Below are 19894 nucleotides of genomic sequence, written 5' to 3'. Positions count from 1 at the left end.
TATACCGCCCCAGGCATCCCTTGTAAAATGCCGGTTTTCGTGTTAAAATATAAGCTGTCTATTATATTTGAGAGGTGCTTTCCATGACTCAACAGGGGATCGAGGTCTTTCTGGCGGTGGCGAGGCTGGGCAGCGTGTCAGCGGCGGCCCAGGCGCTGTATATCACCCAGCCGGCGGTGAGCCGGCACCTGCGCGCCCTGGAGGAGGACCTAGGCTGTCCTCTGGTGGTCCGGGGGAGGGGCCAGCGGCGGGTGGAGCTCACCGGCCGGGGCCGGGACTTCGTCCAGATAGCGGAGAAATGGCGGCTTCTGTGGCAGGAGAGCCGGGAGGTGGCCCGGCCGGACCGGAAGCAGACCTTCCGGGCGGCCTCGGTGGGCAGTCTGGCCGCCTACCTGCTGCCCCCGGTATTCCGGGACTTCCTCAGCGTCCCCGGCCGGGCTCTCTCCTTTCACCACTACCACTCCCGGGAGGCCTACGACTATGTGGCGCAGGGGCTGGCAGACATCGCCCTCATCTCCGACCACATGTATCACCCCCAGGTGGAGACCATTCCCGCCTTCCGCTCCCGGATGGTGCTGGTCACCGGGCCGGGACCGGACTGGCCTGAGACGGTCCACCCCTCCGCCCTGGACCCCTCCAAGGAGCTGCGCCTGCCCTGGAACCCGGAGTACGACCTGTGGCACTCCTTCTGGTTCAGCGCGGCGGCCGCTCCCCGAGCGGAGCTGGACCAGATGCAGCTGCTGGAGGAGTTCTTCTCCTGGCAGGAGCGCTGGCCTGACAGCTGGGCCGTGGTCCCGGCGGTGGCGGCTGTCCCCCTGGCAAAAAAGCTGGGGCTCACCCTCCGCGAGCTGGAAAAGGGTCCCGCCAGCGAGATTATCTATTATCTCCTGGGCCCCCGGCGGAAGGAGGCGCTCACCCGGGCCTTTCTTGAATGCCTGGACCGGGAGCTGGAAAAAAGACCGGAGGCGGAATCTCTGCTTGCGAAAACCGGACAAACGTAGTATGATAGTCAAGGGCGAAATGTCCCCGCTGAAAGGAGCGATACTTTATGTGGTTTGACGAAGCAGTCATTTATCAGATTTACCCTCTGGGTCTTTGCGGCGCGCCGGCGGACAACGACGGGGTGAAGTCCCCCCGCATCCTGCGCCTGCTGGACTGGGTGGACCATATCAAAAAGACCGGGGCGGACACCGTCCTGTTTAACCCGGTGTTCGACAGCGACCGCCACGGTTACGACACCCGGGATTACTTCCACATTGACCCCCGGCTGGGCGCCGACGAGGACTTCGCCCAGGTTTGCCAGGCCCTTCACGACGCCGGCATCCGGGTGATGCTGGACGGGGTGTTCAACCATGTGGGCCGGGGCTTCTGGGCCTTCAAGGACGTGCAGGAGAAGAAGTGGGACAGCCCCTACAAGGACTGGTTCCACCTGAGCTTCGACGGCAACACCAACTATAATGACGGCTTCTGGTACGAGGGCTGGGAGGGCCACAATGAGCTGGTGAAGCTCAACCTGTGGAACCCGGCGGTAGTCCAGCACCAGTTCGACGCCATCCGCTCCTGGGTGGAGCAGTTTGACATCGACGGCCTGCGGCTGGACGTGGCCTACTGCCTGTCGCCGGAGTACTTGAAGCAGCTGCGGGCCTTCACCAACAGCGTCAAGCCCGATTTCGTCCTCATGGGCGAGACCCTCCACGGGGACTACAACCGCTGGATGGCGGACGACATGTGCCACTCGGTGACCAACTACGAGTGCTACAAGGGGCTGTGGTCCGCCTTCAACTCCATGAATATGTTCGAGATCGGCCACTCCCTGGCCCGGCAGTTCGGCCCGGAGCAGTGGACCCTTTACAAAGGGAAGCACCTGCTGTCCTTCCTGGACAACCACGATGTGAACCGCATCGCCTCCCAGCTCTCAAACCCCGACCACCTGGTCCCCGCCTACGCCATGATGTTCGGTATGCCCGGGGTGCCCTCGGTGTACTACGGCAGCGAGTGGGGGATGCAGGGCGCCAAGGGTCATGGCAGCGACGCGGAGCTGCGCCCCGCCGTTGAGAAGCCGGAGTGGAACGACTTGACCGCCTGGATTTCCCGGCTGGCTGAGGCGAAGAAGGGCAACAAGGCCCTGTGCTATGGCGCCTACCGCAATGTGGTGCTCACCAACAAGCAGATCATCTTTGAGCGCAAGTGTGACTCAGAGCGGGTGCTGGTGGCCATCAACGCCGACGCTGCCCCCTACACCGCACATTTCGATGCCGGCTGCGGCCTGGCCTGGGATTTGATCTCCGGGGAGAAGCACGACTTCGGTGGCGGCAGCGAGCTGCCCCCCTACAGCGCGTTTTTCTGGAAAATGGAGCGATAACGCAGAAACAGGCCCCGCCAACCGGCGGGGCCTGTGCTTATGCTTCCTTCAGGCAGGTGTGCAGATGGCTTTGAAACTCCTGCTCCGCCTTAGAGAGGTAGTCCCAAATCGCGTGAAGCGCACCTGTGTATTGGCTGTCCATATCTTCCATGCCCAGGACCATCATGTGTATGGCCGAAAGTCCGTCAGAAATTTTCTGGGCTGCGGCCTCCAGTTCCAAAAGATCGCTTTTGATATTCATCATAACCTCCTTGCAATACTCAAAGAGGTGTGGTATCATTAGATTTACCAGACCTCCTTGGTGTGGTAAATAGGGTGTTGGATGCTTGTGAGGGCGGCCAGCACTCTATTTTTTGTCCAACTCAGCTTTCAACAGCTGTACGCCTTTGAGGATTGCCTGGGCTTTTGTGGTTTCCAGTATATCCGCACACTCCTGAATCATTGCGTACTCATTAGGAGCCAGTCTCAACTCCAGGCGTCCTGTTTTCTTGTTGCTGGTTGGACGGCCTGTTCTCGGGGACATTTTTTTCACCTCACTTGTGTCCGGACCAAATATATCACAGGTACGGACAAATGTCAAGGAGTTTATGAAAAAATTGCCCCGCCGGTTGGCGGGGCCTGTGCTTATGCTTCCTTCAGGCAGGTGTGCAGATGGCTTAGAAATTCCTGCTCGGCCTTGGAGAGATAATCCCAAATCGCATGGAGCGCACCTGTGTATTGGCTGTCCATATCTTCCATACCCAGGACCATCATTTGTATGGCCGAAAGTCCGTCAGAAATTTTCTGGGCCGCGGCCTCCAGCTCCAAAAGATCGCTTTTGATATTCACCATAACCTCCTTGCAATACTCAAAGAGGTGTGGTATCATTAGATTTACCAGACCTCCTTGGTGTGGTAAATAGGGTGTTGGATGCTTATCGGGGCGGCCAGCACTCTATTTTTTGTCCAATTCAGCTTTTACTAACTGTACACCTCGGTTAATGACATCGGTTTTTGTAGTACCCAACCTGTCGGCGCACTCCTGCATGAGCGACAATTCGTTGGGAGCTAACCGTATCTCCAGGCGTTCAGTTTTTTTGTTGCTGGTTGGACGGCCTGTTCTCGGGGACATACGTTCACCTCAATTCTGCCCGTGCTATAATCATAACATGTGCCCGGGCAGATGTCAAGTGGTTTATGAAAAAATTGCCCCGCCAACCGGCGGGGCCTGTCTGTGTTCCGTTACAGCTCATAGCTGACCAGGGTGGTCTGCTCCACAAAGCGCGCCTTGAGCTGCTTTACCATATCCATATGGGGCTGAGTCAGGTGGATCTTTTGAGCCTCCGGGCTCTCCCACTGCTCCACCAGCAGCACCTCCTCCGGGTCGCCGGCGGACAGGTAGTAGTCATACTGGAGGCAGCCCGCCTCAGCCAGCACCGCCTGCCGGACCCCGGCGGCGGACAGTCCATCCAGAAAGGCCTGGCGCTGGCCGGGCTTTGTCCGATAGGTCACATTGATTCCCAAACTCATACCGCTTCCTCCTTACGGTTCTCCATACAGCAGCTCAAAGCTCTCATAGTGGTCGTCGGTGTAGTAAATCAGGCCGTCGTTGGAAAAGACGATGCGCTCCGCCCCACGGGAGTTCTCTCCCACGGTGCCGATGTCGCACTCGGTGTAGGTCCGGCCCTGCTCCTTGGGCAGCAGCCCCTCCCGGTTGCCGAAGCGGGACCCGCCAATGGCGGTGCCCTCGCCGGTGTAGCGCTCCACATTGCCCCCGTGCCACCCGGCGTCCTCCGCCTCCTTTTTGGTGACGTAGTTGTCAGGCAGCTCGCCGTAGAGGTGGATGTACAGGGCCACCTCCTCCTTGGAGGTATACCAGCCGTCCTCATCGACGGAGGCGTTGCCCTCGCTGGTCTTGCCGTCCGGGCGGTTGCCCTGACTGGAGTCCCCATTGCCCGGGTCGCCGTTGGAGGGAGCGTGGCTGCCGTCCGGGAGGTCTTGACTCTGATCCGGGGCGTTCTGATCCTCATCGGGAAGGTTCCCGTCCTGACTGCCGTCCTCCGGGTCCAGAACAGGCAGGTCAACCAGACCGCTTGACACGTCGGAGTCAGAGTAGTGAATCTCCGTGCTGGAGACCGCGTCGTACCCGCCGCAGGCGGCGAGGCTCAAAAGCAGCAGCAGAGACAGCAAAAGGCCGGGAATACGTCGTTTCATGTCGAATCACTCCTGTTTCATTCTCTTATAGTCCAGATAGTTCTCCAGAATCAGGGAGGCGGCCACGGCGTCCACGATCTTTTTCCGCTTCCGTCCGTCCTTGCCCTGGTTGAAGAGAATCCGGTGGGCGTCGATGGTGGTGCGCCGCTCATCCCAGAGAATCACCTGCATCCCAGTGGTTTCCTCCAGGGCGGCGGCCAGCTCCCGATAGAGACCGGCCTTCCTTCCGTCGGTGCCGTCCATATTTTTGGGGAAGCCCAGCACAACCTCCTCCGGGCGGTGCTTCTCGATGAGTTTCGCCAGCTCCGCCACCACCACCTCCTGCCGCCAGCTGTTGATGGTGGTGGTGGTCCCCACCAGAAAGCCGGTGGGGTCGGACAGGGCCACCCCGGTGTGGGCGTCGCCGTAGTCGATAGCCATAACACGCATAAGCAGTCCTCCTGTTCTGGCCCCCTTCGCAAAGGGGGCTGTCAGCGAAGCTGACTGGGGGTTTAAAACCCTCCGCCGCCGCAGGCGGCGGTCCCCCTCCCTTAAAAAGGAAGGCATTTTTCCCATTATACCCCAATCTCTCAGGAAGGGCAACCAAAACTTGACTTTCCGGCCGGCAGACCTCATAATAGAGGAAAAGACTGCGGCAAGGAGGGCACTATGGAATTTTATGGAACATTAGGGGACCACTGCGCCCAACAGGACATCATTGAAAAGCTGTTTCGGGTGGGAATGACGGGGGCCCGGGTCAACCTGTCCCATACCAGTCTGACCCAGTGCGCCCCTCTGCTGGAGGAGGCCTTCTGGCCCGCCGCCCGGCAGGCGGGCCAGGAGAACGCCCATCTGATCCTGGACCTCCAGGGCCCGGAGCTGCGGGTGGGAGACCTGCCCAGACCCATATCCCTGCGCCAGGGGAAGGAGGTCCTGCTGGGGGAGGGGGGGATTCCTGTGCCTCAGGCCATCCTCCGGGGGGCGGAGCGGGGCCGTCAAATATCCATTGACGACGGCGCTCTGCTGCTGGAGGTCAGGCGCTCCAGCCCCACCGTCCTGCTGTGCAAGGTGCTCCGGGGCGGGCCGCTGCGCAGCAAGAAGGGCCTGTCTCTGCTGGGAGCCGACGTGGACACCCCCACCCTCACCCCCTCCGACCTGGAAAATCTGGCTCTGGCAGGAAAATTCGGCGTGACTCACATTCTCCAGCCCTTTGTCCGGGACCGGCGTGACATCATTTTTCTTCGCCAGACTCTGGCCCAGTTCGGCCTGGAGAAGGTCGAGATTATGGCTAAGATTGAAAACTACCAGGGCTGCAGCAACCTGGAGGAGATTATGGAGGAGTGCGACAGCATCTGTATTGCCCGGGGGGACCTGGGCAACACCATGCCTCTGTGGAAGCTGCCCGGCATTCAGAAGGATATTGCCCGGCAGTGCCGGGAGGCGAAGGTCCCCTTCTGCCTGGTGACCCAGCTGCTCTGGTCCATGGAGCAGCGGCCCGTCCCCACCCGGGCGGAGGTGAGCGATATCTACAACGGCGTGCTGGACGGCGCCTCCTCCCTGATGCTCACCGGCGAGACCGCCGCCGGCCACTGGCCCGTCCAGGCTATGGGCTACCTGGTCAAAACCGCCAATGAGGCCCTGAAGGCCGTATAAGAAAGAGGACCGCCCGTAGGGCGGCCCTCTCTTTACTGCACATGGGTGTGGTTATTGATATGGTTGGCGCAGTAGCAGTAGTAGCCGTTACACTTGGAGCAGTAGCGGAACTCCATATCCGGGTCGTCACGGTCGGTGACGCCGCAGACGGCGCACTTGTGCAGGTAGCCTCTCCGCTCCCGCAGCTCCTTCTGGGCCTTCTTGAAGTTGATGGTCTGGGCGGAGGTCTGGTGTCTGTGCTGAGCCCGGGCCCGGCCGAAGAGGGCGCCCACGTCAGACCAGAAGTAGAGCAGATAGTTGAGGATGGCCGACAGCAGGGGCAGCAGCATGATCGGTAGCATCAGGGTGAGCCACATGCCGGACAGGTTGATAATGTCATACAGCTCCATGAACAGCCACAGGGCGGCCAGCCACTTGGCCTTGATGGGGATGACGAAGTAGAACCGCATGGGGGCCTCGGGGTACAGGGTGGCGAAGGCCAGGAAGAGGGAGCGGTGGATATAGTACAGCCCGGCGCCGTAGGGCCAGACGGAGTGGAAGGCGAAGTGGCTGACAAAGGCGGACAGCAGGGTGAGCAGGGCGCCGGTGAGATAGAACATGGTGAACTTGGCGGTTCCCCACTCCCGCTCCATGGTGGTGCCCATGAAGTAGTAGAAGAACATGGAGAAGAAGAACCAGATGGGCTTCATGGCGGTGGGCACCAGCACAAAGGTGACCAGCCGCCACACCTGTCCGGACAGGATGAGCGCCGGACTCAGCTCCATTATGTTGGACAGCATCCGGTTGCTCACCAGGTCCAGGGCGTAGATGGTCACATTGGCCACGATGATATAGATCATCAGGTTGGGGATGCCGAAATTGGGGTGCTTGAACACAAAGCGGTCAATCAGGCGGTCAGGGGTTTTCAAAAGCGGACCCTCCCTCATTTGGAAATCGTAATTTTTATTGTACCCGTTTTTGCCCCGAAAGTCTACAGCTAAAGTGTGAACAAATTGTGAGAAGCGCGGGCCGCCGAGGGCGGCGGCCCCTGGCCGGCCCACATCATCAAACTTTCCCTTTTCTTCCCTGAAAAAATGTGCTAAGATAGAGGCGGCGAAAAGCCCCGATACAAACGGGATAAAACGATTGGGAGGATCACCATGAGTATTGTAAAAGACATGTCCCTGGCCCCCTCGGGCCGCCAGAAAATCCAGTGGGTCCGGGACTTTATGCCCGCCCTCAGCGGCATTGAGGAGCGCTTCCGCCGGGAGAAGCCCTTCGCCGGCCTGACCATCGCCGTATCCGTCCACCTGGAGGCCAAGACCGCCAATCTGGGACTGGTCCTCCGGGAGGGGGGCGCGGAGGTCCACCTCACCGGCTGCAACCCCCTGTCCACCCAGGACGACGTGGCCGCCGCGGTGGCCGACTCCAGGGTGGCCACCTACGGGGTCCACGGGGTGAGCATGGAGGAGTATGAGAACCTCCTCGTCGAGACCCTGAAGTGCCGCCCTCACCTGATTGTGGACGACGGCGGCGACCTGATTAACCTTCTCGGCGGCAAATGCGCCCAGTACGGCGACCGGCTCATCGGCGGTTGCGAGGAGACCACCACCGGCATCCACCGCCTCTACGCCCGCCAGCGGGAGGGCATTCTGCCCTGTCCCATGATGGCGGTAAACGACGCCAAGGCCAAGCACTACTACGACAACAAGTACGGTACCGGCCAGTCCACCTGGGACGCCATCATGCACACCACCAACCTGATTGTGGCGGGCAAGACGGTGGTTGTGGCGGGCTACGGCTGGTGCGGCAAGGGCATCGCCATGCGGGCCAAGGGCATGGGGGCTAATGTTGTCGTCTGCGAGGTGGACCCCTTCAAGGCCTTGGACGCCACTATGGAGAATTTCCGGGTTATGTCCATGGACGAGGCGGCCAAAATCGGCGACATCTTCGTCACCGCCACCGGCTGCAAGGACGTGATCGTAAAGCGGCACTTTGAGGTGATGAAGAACAACGCCGTCCTGTGCAACTCCGGCCACTTTGACTGCGAGGTGGACGTGGCCGCCCTGCGCTCGATGTCCACCGAGACCTTCCCCCGCCGGAAGAACATCGAGGGCTTCAGGCTGCCCGACGGCCGCAACCTCAATGTGCTGGCCGAGGGCCGTCTGGTCAACCTGGCCGGTGGCAACGGTCACCCCGCCGAGATTATGGACATGTCCTTTGCCGTCCAGGCCCTGTCCCTGGAGTGGCTGGCCAAGCATAAGGAGGGGCTGGAGAAAAAGGTCTACATCGTCCCCGACGAGATTGACGACCAGATCGCCCGGGTGAAGCTGGCCGCCATGGGCCTGACCATCGACACCCTCACCGAGGATCAGAAAGCATATTTAGCAGGATGGGAGGCGTAATGCAGGGGCGGATATGATCCGCCCGTCCCCCGGACAGGACATAAATGTGCAGGGACGGCCTGTGGCCGCCCTTTGGCAAAAAAGACGGCTGGCCGGGGTCGTCCCGCCCTACAAGCATTTGCCCGGTGCGCCGTAACAGAAACGAGGAATACCATGCACAACGAACTGACCAAGATCGACCTGAAAAAGATGCAGGAGGAGCTGGACTACCGCCGCATCACCCTCCGGCCCCAGCTGCTGGAGGAGGTGAAGGTGGCCCGGGGCTTCGGCGATCTGAGCGAGAACTTTGAGTACAAGGCCGCCAAGCAGGAAAAAAACAAGAATGAGAGCCGCATCCGCTATCTGGAGAACATGATTAAAACAGCCCGGGTCATCGAGGACCACTCCGACGCCGGCACGGTGGGCCTGTATGACAAGGTGACCATCTGGCTGGAGGAGGACCAGGAGGAGGAGACCTGGCAGGTGGTGACCACGGTCCGCCAGGACGTCTCCCACGGCCTGATCAGCAAGGAGTCCCCCATGGGCTCCGCCCTGATGGGCAGAAGGGCGGGGGACCGGGTCTGCGTTCAGGTGAACAAGGACTTCAGCTACTACGCCGTTATCCGCTCCATCGAAAAGGGCAGCGACGACGGCTCCGCCGAGCTGAACAGATTTTAATTCAAGGGCTCCTGGTTTTCCAGGGGCCCTCAGCTTATGTCAATATCCGCAAGTTTTAAGCCCATTTATGCTGAGACCTGCGGCTGTTGCCGTGTTAAGATAGGCACAGTCAGGTCCCGCAGCTGGAAGGTCGGGACCATATATAAAGGAATGAAAAGGAGCAGTTAACATGGTTATTCAGAACATTTTTGTGGTGGGCGCCGGTCTGATGGGCAGCGGCATCGCCCAGAACGCCATCACCAGCGGGTACACCGTCACCCTCAACGACCAGCGGCAGGAGGCCCTGGACCGGGCGAAGGCCGGCATTGAGAAGGCCCTGGCCCGAGACGTGGAGAAGGGCCGCATGACGGCGGAGGACCGGGACGCCGCCCTGGCCCGGCTGTCCCTTGACGCCACCCTGGAGGGCGCCCGGAAGGCCGACCTGGTCATCGAGGCCATCATCGAGGAGCTGGCGGCCAAGCAGGCCGTCTTTACCGCCCTGGAGGAGGTCTGCCCCCCCGACACCATCTTCGCTTCCAACACCTCCTCCATCTCCCTCACCGCTCTGGGCTCCGCCACCAAGCGGCCCTCTCAGGTGGTGGGCATGCACTTCTTCTCCCCGGTGCCCCGGATGAAGCTGTGCGAGGTCATCTTTGGCCTGCTCACCACCCAGGAGGTGCTGGCCGCCGTCAAGGAGGTTGCCACCAAGATGGGCAAGACCATCATTCAGGCCGACGACAAGCCGGGCTTCATTGTCAACCGGGCCCTGCTGCCCATGCTCAACGAGGCTTGCGTGGTGGTGGGCTCCTACATCGGCTCTGTGGAGGAGATGGATAACGGCATGAAGCTGGGCTGCAACCATCCCATGGGCCCCCTGGAGCTGGCCGACATGATCGGCCTGGACATCCTGCTCAACGTGATGCTGGTGCTGGCCGAGGAGTACGGCGAGAAGTACCGCCCCTCCCTCACGCTGCGCAAGATGGTCACTGCCGGCTTCCTGGGCCGAAAGAGCGGCGCCGGCTTCTACATCTACGAAAACGGGAAAAAGATGGGGGTCAACCCTGTTCTTACCCACTTCCAGAGCCTGGCCCGGTAAACAATGTAAAAAAATGGCTTCGCCTGTTGGCGAAGCCATTTTTGTTATTTCCCGCCCAGCTTGAAGGACGCGCACTCGGTGCCCTCGCACTTGGTGGGGGAGCAGTCGCAGCAGCCCACCTTGATGGAATCCAGGGAGCAGCAGTTCTGGGCCCCGGAGTGGTAGGCGCAGGTGTCCACCGAGCACTTGATGTTGGTGTTGCAGGTCATCTTGCCGTTCATGTTCATATTCATATGATCAGCCCTCCTTATTTGGGATGGGCTTAGTATGGGGCGGAGCAGCGGACTCTATTCCTCCGGCGGCGGGGATTTTTTTGTCTTTTTAAAAAATTTCGGCTGGCGGGGGTTGAGGTCCTCGGGCTGGACCTCCACCACCTGGGGGATAAACCGGCTGGCGAACCTGCCCTTGCCCCGGCTCTTGACATAAAAGTAACCGATAATCGAGAACACAACCGCTCCGATGAAGTTGACGAACAGGTCCTTCATGGTGTCCAGGATGCCCACATCCAGATAGCCCCCCAGTCCCAGGGAAATCTGCTGTCCGTCCGCCGTCACCACAATGGTGTCCACGATATCCTCAATTATCACCCGGTTATTCAGCCCGGAGGGGTCCAGCATAACCGAGGAGATAGTGTGGACCACGGTATCCTTCTGCATGTCCAGATACATCAGCTGGTCCATGCCGCACTCAAAGAACTCCCAAAGCACCCCGATGGTCATGGAGAAGCAGAAGGCCACAATGGACATAAACACCGGGGACAGGGAGAGGGAGAACTTTTCCGTGCGGTTGAGCATATCCACCAAGGCGAAGCCGATGGCGGCGCACAGGAAGCCGTTGATGGTGTGGAGAATGGTGTCCCAGCTCTTGAAGGTGGTGTAAAAGGAGCTGATCTCGCCCAAAATCTCGGCGGCGAAGATGAAGAGCATGATGATGATCTCCATGGTGTTGGGCAGGTCGATCTTCAGAGCCCGCTCAAAGACCGTGGGCAGCAGAAAGAGCACCAGCGTCAGGCCGCACAGAAAGACGCTCTCAAAGTCGCCGTTGAAGAACTGGGCCACCATCATCAGAATGACCAGGATACGCAGGGTGAAGTAGACCACCGCCACCACACGCTTGCGCCGCAGGGCGTCGTGGGCGTTGGAAAATATTGCCCTCATTCCTTTTTTCATCTTTCTTGCCATCACCGGCGCCCCCCTCATAAAAATACTGGAATGAATGCAGTATAGCCCTTTCCGCCAGGAAAGTCAAGGCAGGGGGAAAAATGGAAGTGTCCTAAAGGCGCATTTTATCAAGTAGGGGGCGGCCTCTGCGCCGCCCCGCTTTTCTGGGACCGCTTATGCCCCAGGGGACGGGCCGGGACGGAGCCCGGCCCCTACATAAAATCTGCGGAAAGGACACTCCCGGAAAAATGGGACATACCCCGGCCTCTGTTTCACCCGTGGACACTGTCAAAGCTCAGCCGCCAGCTGCATAGATTGTTGCTGGAGGTGAATCAATATGGACTTACGCGGCAAAAAGATTACTGTAGGCGAGCTGCTGGACAATCCCAGGTCGAAGGCTGTGTTCCAGCGCCGCTTCGGCAAATTCATGAAGCACCCCATGGTGGGCGCGGCCCGCTCCCTCACCCTGGCCCAGCTCCAGGAGATGGCGGCGGTCTACATTCCCCAGAAAACCATCCAGGAGACGCTGAAGGAATTGGAGCAGCTTTGAGCAGTTTACCCGGACCGGCCCCAAAAATATGCTCCAATTCTCCCTTGTTATGGGTTGCTATCTGACAGATTTTAGGCTAAAATAAAACATCATAGTCACAACGGAGGAACGGCCATGGAGATCGTCAAGCAGGAGATTGAGGGCGTCGCGTTTTACGCCTGCACCGACCCGGCCTGGGCAGGGGCGCGGCACGGCTTTTCCACCCGGCAGGGGGGCGTGTCCCCCGCCCCATGGGATACCCTGAACCTGGGTTCCACCCTGGGGGACAACCCGGAAAATATCCGCTGGAATTTCAACTGGTTCTGCTCCGTGACCGGGACGGACGATGAGGCGCTGGTAAAGAACCGCCAGGTCCACGGCGATCTCATCCGCCCGGTCACCGAGGCCGACATCCTCCCGGACCCCGCCCAGCCCGGCACCTTCGAGGCCGACGGCCTCATCACCGACCGGCCCGGGGTGTGCCTGACGATTTTTTCCGGGGACTGCATCCCCATCCTGCTCTACGATCCGGTGGGGCGGTGCGCTGCCGCCGCCCACGCCGGCTGGCGGGGCACCGCCCTGGGCATCGCTGCCCGGGCTGTGGAGGCCATGGTCCGGGACTACGGCTGCCGGGGGGAAAACATCCTGGCAGCCATCGGGCCGGGCATCGGCCCCTGCTGCTTCGAGACCCACAGCGACGTCCCTGACGGCCTGCGGGCCGGCCTGGGCGGGGACGCCAAGGCATTCATCCGCCCCCTGTCCGCGCCGGGAAAGTTCTCGGTGGATTTGAAGAGGGCCAACGCCCGGTGGCTGGAGCGGACAGGCCTGCTCCCCGAACACATCGCGGTCTGTCCCGCCTGCACCGCCTGCAATTTGGACACCTTCTGGTCCCACCGGGTCCAGGGGACGAAAAGGGGCAGCATGGCGGCCGTGATTCAGTTGGTTTGACCCTGTAGGGGGCGGCCTCCGTGCCGCCCCGGCAAAAACAAACCGGGAACAGGGGCGGCACAGAGACTGCCCCCTGCACCACGATCTGCAAAGGAACCGATATGAAACAATACCGTATAATCCCCCTTTTTCTCGCCCTGCTGCTGGCCCTCACCGCTTGCGGCGGGGAGCCCCCCGCCTCCTCAGAGCCCGGCTCCTCCTCCGCAGACGCCAGTCAGGCGGAGGACCCGCCTGTTGAGGCCATCCCCTTCACCCTGGCTGTGTACCCGGAGTTCAGCCTTCACCCCGCCCTGGCCGCCAACCGGGCCAATCTGACGCTGCTCCCCCTCCTTTACGAGAGCCTGTTCACAGTGGACGCCTCCTTTCAGGCCCAGCCTCTGCTGTGCCAGAGCTATACCGTCAGTGAGGACAAGCTGACATGGACCCTCACCCTGCGGTCGGGAGTCACCTTCTCCGACGGCACCCCCCTCACAGGACAGGCTGTGGCCGACGCCCTGAATCTGGCCCGCTCCCCCAAGGGGCGGTACGCCCAGCGGCTGGCCGACGTGGCCGGTCTCGCCGCCCCGGAGGACGCCCCCCGGCAGGTGGTGATTACACTCCACCGGCCCAACGCCGCCCTGCCCGCCCTGCTGGACATCCCAATCGCCCTGGGGGCGGAGGACCGCCCCGCCGGCACCGGACCCTATGTGCTGTCCCAGTGGGAGGACAGCCTCTCTCTCACCGCCCGGGAGGGCTGGTGGCAGGCCGGGGAAAAGCCTCTGCCCGTCACGTCCATCCCCCTCCGGGCCGTGACCCGCAGCGACGAGCTGATCTACGCCTTCGACGCCGGGGAGGTCTCTCTGGTGGATGTGGACCTGACGGCCACCAACGCCATGGGCTATGCCGGCAACTACCAGGCCTGGGACTACTCCACCACCGACCTTCTCTACCTGGGCTTCAACACCCAGAGGGGGGTGTGCCGCTCCCCCCAGGTCCGTCAGACCCTGGCCCTGGCGGTGGACCGGAACACCATAGCCTCCGCCCTCTACGCCAACCACGCCATCGCCTCCCCGCTGCCCGTCCACCCAAGCAGCCCGCTGTACAGCCCGGGGGCGGCTTCCTCCGCCCCCGCCTACGACCCGGAGGAGCTCGCCGCCCAGCTGGAGGGCCAGCGGCTTCAGACTCAGACCCTCTCCCTGGTGGTGAACAGCGAGAACACCGCCAAATCCTCCGCCGCCCAGCGTATCGCCTATCAGCTGGAGGCGGCCGGGCTCACGGTGGAGCTGCGGCAGCTGCCATTTGAGGACTACGCCGCCGCCCTGGCCCGGGGGGAGTTTGACCTCTATCTGGGAGAGACGGTGCTCACCGCCGGCTTTGACCTCGCCCCCCTGCTGAGCTCCGCCGGAGCGCTGAACTACGGCGGCTGGCGGGACGGGGAGACCGACCTGCTACTGTCCGCCCTGCGCGCCGCCTCTCCGGAGGAGGCGTCCGCCGCCGCGGAGGGCCTCTTTGCCCGCCTGAACGATCAGGTCCCCATTGTCCCCATTCTCTTTAAAAACGGCTCCGTCCTCACCCAGTGGGGGAGGCTGTCAGGACTGAGCCCGGTGCGGGGGAATGTGTTTTGCGGACTGGAAAATTGGACTGTGAAATAATGCCTGCAGGGCGGGACGACCCCGGTCCGCTGTCCTGTCAGGCTGCCCAACCGGAGCAAACGGCGCGCCGAGTCGTCGCGCCCTACACAGAATATTTTACCAAAACAGAGGAGAGAAGAACATGAGTGTTTACCGCTGCTATTCCAAGAAGAAAGAGGGCTTCGACGTAGAGGCCCAGGGCCTGTGCGCTCAGCTGCGGGAGCAGCTGGGAATCGGGGGACTTCAGTCGGTGTCCATCCTGAACCGCTACGACGTGGAGCAGATCGACCGGGCGGTCTATGAGCAGGCCAAGAGCATCGTCTTTTCTGAGCCCCAGGTGGACGTGGTCTATGACGAGGACTTCCCCATGCCCAGGATCGCGGGGGCCTTCTTCGCCGTGGAGGCCCTGCCGGGCCAGTTTGACCAGCGGGCCGACTCCGCCGCCCAGTGCATCCAGCTCATGGCCGGGGTGGAGCGCCCCCTGGTGGCCTACGCCAAGGTCTACTTCCTGGAGGGGGGTATCTCCCAGGAGGAGCTGGACAGGATCAAGGCATTCCTCATCAACCCGGTGGAGAGCCGGGAAGCCTCCCTGGAAAAGCCGGCCACCCTGGTGCGGGAGCACGCCCTCCCCGACCATGTGGAGACGGTGGACGGCTTTACCGCCATGGATGAGGCCGCCCTGTCCGCCCTGCTGGACAGGCTGGGGCTGGCCATGGACCTGGACGATCTGAAATTCCTCCAAGCCTACTTCCAGGACGAGGAGAAGCGGGACCCCACCATCACCGAGGTCCGGGTGGTAGACACCTACTGGTCCGACCACTGCCGGCACACCACCTTTTCCACCCACCTGGACGAGATTCAAATTGACGACCCGGAGGTAAAGGCCGCCTATGAGCGGTATCTGGCCGCCCGGGTGGAGGTCTACGGCGAGGAGAAGGCGGCAACCCGCCCCCAGACCCTCATGGACATCGCCACCATCGGAGCCAAGGTGCTGAAAAAGCGGGGCCTGCTCCCCGAGCTGGACGAGAGCGAGGAGATCAACGCCTGTTCCATCAAGGTTCCCGCCCAGGTGGACGGCAAGGAGCAGGACTGGCTGCTCATGTTCAAGAACGAGACCCACAACCACCCCACCGAGATCGAGCCCTTCGGCGGCGCGGCCACCTGCATCGGCGGCTGCATCCGGGACCCCCTGTCCGGGCGGGTGTTCGTCCACCAGGCCATGCGGTTTACAGGCGCGGGGGACCCCAGGGTGCCCTTCGACCAGACCCTGGAGGGTAAGCTGCCCCAGCGGAAGCTGTGCCAGACGGCGGCAGCGGGCTACTCCTCCTACGGCAACCAGATCGGCCTTGCCACCGGCCACGTGGCCGAGGTGTACCACGAGGGCTACATTGCCAAGCGGCTGGAGTGCGGCGCGGTGGTGGGCGCGGCCCCGGCTGAAAATGTCCGCCGGGAGCGGCCCGCTCCCGGGGACGTGGTGATTCTGTTGGGCGGCCGCACCGGACGGGACGGCATCGGCGGGGCCACCGGCTCCTCCAAGAGCCACAACAAGAAGTCCCTCACCACCATGGCCTCCGAGGTTCAGAAGGGCAACGCCCCCGAGGAGCGGAAGATTCAGCGGCTGTTCCGGGACGGGAATGTCACCCGGCTGATTAAGCGGTGCAACGACTTCGGGGCCGGCGGCGTTTCCGTCGCCATCGGCGAGCTGGCTGACGGGCTGGAGATCGACCTGGACGCGGTGCGCAAGAAGTACGACGGTCTGGACGGAACTGAGCTGGCTATCTCCGAGAGCCAGGAGCGGATGGCCGTCGTCGTGGCCGCCGAGGACGCGGACAAGTTCATTGCCGCCGCCGAGAAGGAGAACCTGGAGGCCTACCGGGTGGCCGTGGTCACCGAGAGTCCCCGGATGGTGATGCGCTGGAAGGGACAGAAGATCACCGACCTGAGCCGGGCCTTTTTGAACACCAACGGCGCGGTGAAGCACGCCAGTATCCAGGTAGAACGGGGGGGAAAGGTAGCTGGAGAGAGGTTTACATCTCTGCAGGAGATGGCCTCCAGCCTGAAATACGCCTCCCGCCGGGGACTGGTGGAGCGGTTTGACAGCTCCGTCGGGGCCGGTTCCGTCCTGATGCCCTTCGGCGGAAAGACACAGCGCACCCCCACTCAGGCGATGGCCGCCCTGCTGCCCGTCCTGCCCGGCCAGGAGACCGACCAGGCCAGTGTTATGGCCTGGGGCTGTGACCCGGACGCTATGTCGCGCAATCCATTCTGGGGCGCTTATGATGCCGTAATCAGCTCCATTGCCAAACTGGTGGCCGCCGGAGCAGATTATAAAAAGGCTTATCTCACCTTCCAGGAGTTTTTTGAAAAGCTCCGGGACGACCCCAAGCGTTGGGGCAAACCCTTCCAGGCCCTGCTGGGTGCGCTGCAGGCGCAGCTAAGATTCAACTGCGCCGCCATCGGCGGCAAAGACTCCATGTCCGGCTCCTTCCTGGACAAGGATGTACCTCCCACGCTCATCTCCTTTGCGATTGCTCCCATCAAAGCGGGTGAGATTATCACGCCTGAGTTTAAGAAAGCAGGACATCCGGTCTATCTCTTTGTGGATGAAGACATTGACATACCCTGGTCATCCGCTGTTATTGGCGCTTGGGAGCGTCTCGCCAGACTCCACAAGGAAGGCAAGGTCAAATCCGCTTGGGCGCTGGACCAGCAGAGCAGTCCGGCTGCGGCAATTATGAACATGTCCTTCGGCAACCGAATTGGGTTCCAAGGGGTGGAGCACAATTACGCCACTCCTTGGCATTGTACCGGTCTGCCCGGCGCCATTATAGTCGAGCTGTCCGAGGAAATCAGCGAATCCGGCGCCGAACCGCTGGGCTTTACCACTAAGGAGCCCGTCATCACGCTAGGGGATGACTCCTCCCCCATTGACGAGCTGCTCAAGCTCAACGAGGGCGTACTGGAGGAGGTCTACCCCACCAGGGCGGGAAGCTCTGAGGAGGTCCAGGCCATCTCCTGGGAGGGCCGCTCCCCGGTTGTCTGCAAGCACAAGGTGGCCCGCCCCAAGGCGGTGATCCCCGCCTTCCCGGGCACCAACTGCGAGTACGACACCGCCAAGGCCTGCATCCGGGCGGGCATCGACCCGGAGATTATCGTGGTGCGCAACCTGACCACCGACTTCCTGGCCCAGTCTGCCCAGGCCCTGGAGAAGGCCATCCGGGAGGCTCAGCTGGTGGTGGTTCCCGGCGGCTTCTCCGGCGGCGATGAGCCCGAGGGCTCGGGCAAGTTCATCGCCTCCTTCCTCCGTTCCCCCGCCATCAGCGACGCCATTATGGACCTGTTGAAAAACCGGGACGGCCTGATGCTGGGCATCTGCAACGGCTTCCAGGCCCTCATCAAGCTGGGGCTGGTGCCCTACGGCGAGATCAGGCCTATGGACGAGAGCTGCCCCACCCTGACCTACAACCTCATTGGCCGGCATCAGTCGGGCTACGTCACCACCCGGGTTTCCAGCGTGAACTCCCCCTGGATGCTCAAGTGCCAGGTGGGCGACCTGCACACCCTGCCCATCTCCCACGGCGAGGGCCGCTTCGTGGCTCCGCCTGAGGTTATTGCCGATTTGATTGCCCACGGCCAGGTGGCCACCCAGTATGTGGACCTGGCGGGCCGGCCCTCTATGGACATCGCCGCCAATCCAAACGGCTCCATGGAGGCCATTGAGGGCATTTTCTCCCCCGACGGCCGGGTCCTGGGCAAGATGGCCCACACCGAGCGCCGGGGGCCCGACGTGGCCGTCAACATCCCCGGCAGCAAGGACCAGCTCCTCTTCGAGAGCGGCGCGGAGTACTTTAAATAAGCCGCCATGGCCAGAAAAAAATCTCCCTCCTCCCTGGAGCGAAGAAGGCTCCGGGAGAGGAGGGAGCGGGCCAGTGTATTGTCCAAACAGTCCAGCGTCAAGGCGGACAAAAAACAGGCCTGGTGGTGCCTGAAAAAGAAAGGTCTTACCTACAGCGATCTCCCCTCCAGCCAGCGGAAGAAGACGAAGCGGGCGGAACAGGAGAGCGTGGGCGGTTCGATTCGGTCCCCGGGAGTGAAAAGCCAGGCTAGCGCCACCGTCATCAGTGGACTGGCGTCATTTTCCTTGTTTTTCTACTACCATCAGCAGCTCCACTACTGGTTCCTAGTGGACTCCGATACCCTCTACCAGCGGTATGGCTTCTCCAGTCTGATCGCTGCCGGCCTTGTGCTCCTCCTGGATCTCTGCCTGTTCAATATAGTGCTGGACGCGGTGTTTTCCGCAATACGGGACTGGTCCCAGGGGGAAAAGGACTTCCGCAGTATACGAGCGGAGCTGAAAGGATGTCTGCCCTTTACCGTTATCGCCCTGGCACTCCTCCACTCCCTGGTGCTGTTCTCCTGCCTCAGCCGGACAGAGGCCACCTCTGCCGGCGTGTCTACCTATGTGCTGGGTATCCGGACCAGCTGGCACTCCTATCAGGAGCTGGAGGAATCGGACCTTTACCGCACCCGAATCAATACGCGCACCGGACATTTGATCCGCTATGCCTGGAACTATGAGCTGCGGTTCCAGGACGGCTATGAGATTGACCTGGAGGACCTGGACAAATACTGCATGGGCCGGAAGCAGCACAATGAGCTTTACCGCCTTGTGGCCCCCTGCTTTCGGGATTAATAATTTCCCCTCCGGGCCCGCACCTGGAGGGGAAAAAGAAAAAAGAAATTTTTTCAAAAAACAGTTGACAACCAGGGGGAAATCCGCTATACTAACCCTTGCCCTGTTTGAGGGCAGGCTACGGCGGCATAGCTCAGTTGGCTAGAGCACACGGTTCATACCCGTGGTGTCCCCGGTTCAAATCCAGGTGCCGCTACCATACAAAAAACGGACAGGCTGTCCGTTTCCATATAAAACGGCCCGGTGGTCAAGCGGTTAAGACTCCGCCCTTTCACGGCGGCAACACGGGTTCGAGTCCCGTCCGGGTCACCACCGTTTTTCATATGGAGGCATAGCTCAGCCGGTAGAGCGCTCGCCTCACACGCGAGAGGTCACAGATTCGAGTTCTGTTGTCTCCACCAAGTTGCATTGACAAAAAAGATGCAGGCAAAAATCCCGCACTTGGGAGGAACTTCGTAAGGAAGTTCCTCCCAAAACTTTTGTGGAATCAGCCGAATGTGATTGAATTGCAGGAATTTTCAACATATCGGAGGACTATATCATGGAAATATCATTATTTGAGCTTATGGGCGGAAGTAAGCGTAAAATAGAGCAGTACCTGTCCCCCAATGGTAGAATGGAAAAGAAGGGGGAGTAGAAAATGAAAGAAGAA

Annotated in this window: 19 protein-coding genes and 3 tRNA genes; 14 read left to right on the top strand and 8 right to left on the bottom strand. The window is 61.2% G+C overall.

Translation table 11 applies throughout. The features are described from left to right. Positions 1-83: 83 nt before the first annotated feature. Positions 84-1001 carry a LysR family transcriptional regulator gene (locus tag D1641_RS14465; RefSeq protein ID WP_160666908.1) on the top strand — a complete coding sequence of 306 codons (918 nt, stop codon included), beginning with the start codon at positions 84-86 and terminating at the stop codon, positions 999-1001. Positions 1002-1048: 47 nt separating this feature from the next. Beyond that, the gene (locus D1641_RS14460; protein ID WP_160666906.1) at positions 1049-2362 is read left to right on the top strand and encodes an alpha-amylase family glycosyl hydrolase; all 1314 of its coding nucleotides are present in this window, start codon (positions 1049-1051) and stop codon (positions 2360-2362) included. A 37-nt stretch (positions 2363-2399) separates the two neighbouring features. Here the strand turns inward: D1641_RS14460 and D1641_RS14455 are convergent, their stop codons facing one another. The 5 genes from D1641_RS14455 to ruvX form a co-directional block, all read right to left on the bottom strand. Further along, positions 2400-2606 (bottom strand): hypothetical protein, encoded by a 207-nt coding sequence (locus D1641_RS14455; RefSeq protein ID WP_160666903.1) that lies wholly within the window; start codon positions 2604-2606, stop codon positions 2400-2402. Between the two features lie 380 nt (positions 2607-2986). Next, positions 2987-3193, bottom strand: coding sequence for a hypothetical protein (locus D1641_RS14450; RefSeq protein ID WP_160666901.1), 207 nt, complete (start codon positions 3191-3193; stop codon positions 2987-2989). 389 nt (positions 3194-3582) lie between these two features. Next, complete coding sequence (locus tag D1641_RS14445) at positions 3583-3870, bottom strand: putative quinol monooxygenase (protein ID WP_160666899.1); 288 nt, start codon at positions 3868-3870, stop codon at positions 3583-3585. Positions 3871-3882: 12 nt separating this feature from the next. Beyond that, positions 3883-4554, bottom strand: a complete 672-nt coding sequence (locus D1641_RS14440) for a ribonuclease domain-containing protein (protein WP_160666897.1) — start codon at positions 4552-4554, stop codon at positions 3883-3885. Between the two features lie 6 nt (positions 4555-4560). Continuing rightward, positions 4561-4983: a Holliday junction resolvase RuvX gene (ruvX, locus tag D1641_RS14435; protein WP_160666895.1), complete on the bottom strand. Its 423-nt coding sequence runs from the start codon at positions 4981-4983 to the stop codon at positions 4561-4563. A 219-nt stretch (positions 4984-5202) separates the two neighbouring features. Between ruvX and D1641_RS14430 the strand changes: the two genes are divergently transcribed. After that, the gene (locus tag D1641_RS14430) at positions 5203-6186 is read left to right on the top strand and encodes a pyruvate kinase (RefSeq protein ID WP_160666893.1); all 984 of its coding nucleotides are present in this window, start codon (positions 5203-5205) and stop codon (positions 6184-6186) included. A 32-nt stretch (positions 6187-6218) separates the two neighbouring features. On the opposite strand, the gene D1641_RS14425 is transcribed toward D1641_RS14430, so the two are convergent. Next, a complete protein-coding gene (locus D1641_RS14425) occupies positions 6219-7094 on the bottom strand; it encodes a rhomboid family intramembrane serine protease (RefSeq protein WP_243149404.1) in 876 nt (291 codons plus the stop codon). Between the two features lie 231 nt (positions 7095-7325). Here D1641_RS14425 and D1641_RS14420 point away from each other — a divergent pair, with 231 nt between their 5' ends. The 3 genes from D1641_RS14420 (at position 7326) to D1641_RS14410 (ending at position 10302) form a co-directional block, all read left to right on the top strand. Next, positions 7326-8570 carry an adenosylhomocysteinase gene (locus D1641_RS14420; protein WP_160666891.1) on the top strand — a complete coding sequence of 415 codons (1245 nt, stop codon included), beginning with the start codon at positions 7326-7328 and terminating at the stop codon, positions 8568-8570. A 153-nt stretch (positions 8571-8723) separates the two neighbouring features. Beyond that, entirely contained in the window at positions 8724-9227 is a 504-nt protein-coding gene (locus D1641_RS14415) for a GreA/GreB family elongation factor (RefSeq protein ID WP_160666889.1), read from the top strand. 175 nt (positions 9228-9402) lie between these two features. After that, a complete protein-coding gene (locus D1641_RS14410) occupies positions 9403-10302 on the top strand; it encodes a 3-hydroxyacyl-CoA dehydrogenase NAD-binding domain-containing protein (RefSeq protein WP_347707441.1) in 900 nt (299 codons plus the stop codon). A 44-nt stretch (positions 10303-10346) separates the two neighbouring features. Here the strand turns inward: D1641_RS14410 and D1641_RS14405 are convergent, their stop codons facing one another. After that, the gene (locus tag D1641_RS14405; protein WP_243149403.1) at positions 10347-10535 is read right to left on the bottom strand and encodes a DUF1540 domain-containing protein; all 189 of its coding nucleotides are present in this window, start codon (positions 10533-10535) and stop codon (positions 10347-10349) included. A 54-nt stretch (positions 10536-10589) separates the two neighbouring features. Next, a complete protein-coding gene (locus D1641_RS14400) occupies positions 10590-11483 on the bottom strand; it encodes an MFS transporter (RefSeq protein WP_160666885.1) in 894 nt (297 codons plus the stop codon). 316 nt (positions 11484-11799) lie between these two features. Between D1641_RS14400 and D1641_RS14395 the strand changes: the two genes are divergently transcribed. The 8 genes from D1641_RS14395 to D1641_RS14360 all read left to right on the top strand — a co-directional run bounded on the left by D1641_RS14395 (position 11800) and on the right by D1641_RS14360 (position 19643). After that, complete coding sequence (locus tag D1641_RS14395) at positions 11800-12012, top strand: hypothetical protein (RefSeq protein WP_160666882.1); 213 nt, start codon at positions 11800-11802, stop codon at positions 12010-12012. Positions 12013-12126: 114 nt separating this feature from the next. Beyond that, positions 12127-12939, top strand: a complete 813-nt coding sequence (gene pgeF, locus D1641_RS14390; RefSeq protein ID WP_160666880.1) for a peptidoglycan editing factor PgeF — start codon at positions 12127-12129, stop codon at positions 12937-12939. Between the two features lie 101 nt (positions 12940-13040). After that, positions 13041-14570, top strand: a complete 1530-nt coding sequence (locus D1641_RS14385; protein WP_160666878.1) for an ABC transporter substrate-binding protein — start codon at positions 13041-13043, stop codon at positions 14568-14570. Positions 14571-14691: 121 nt separating this feature from the next. Beyond that, positions 14692-18405, top strand: coding sequence for a phosphoribosylformylglycinamidine synthase (locus tag D1641_RS14380; protein ID WP_160666876.1), 3714 nt, complete (start codon positions 14692-14694; stop codon positions 18403-18405). A 6-nt stretch (positions 18406-18411) separates the two neighbouring features. Continuing rightward, entirely contained in the window at positions 18412-19242 is an 831-nt protein-coding gene (locus tag D1641_RS14375) for a hypothetical protein (RefSeq protein WP_160666874.1), read from the top strand. A gap of 122 nt (positions 19243-19364) precedes the next feature. After that, a tRNA-Met gene (locus D1641_RS14370) sits at positions 19365-19441 on the top strand. A 38-nt stretch (positions 19442-19479) separates the two neighbouring features. Beyond that, positions 19480-19554, top strand: a tRNA-Glu gene (locus tag D1641_RS14365). Positions 19555-19567: 13 nt separating this feature from the next. Next, positions 19568-19643: transfer RNA gene (locus D1641_RS14360), tRNA-Val, on the top strand. The last annotated feature ends 251 nt before the right edge of the window (positions 19644-19894 follow it).

It is taken from the genome of Colidextribacter sp. OB.20, assembly GCF_009911595.1.
In the GTDB taxonomy this organism is placed as follows: Bacteria; Bacillota; Clostridia; order Oscillospirales; family Oscillospiraceae; genus Lawsonibacter.
The sequence above is the reverse complement of the archived record's forward strand: the minus strand, read 5'-3'. Positions and strand labels throughout refer to the sequence as shown.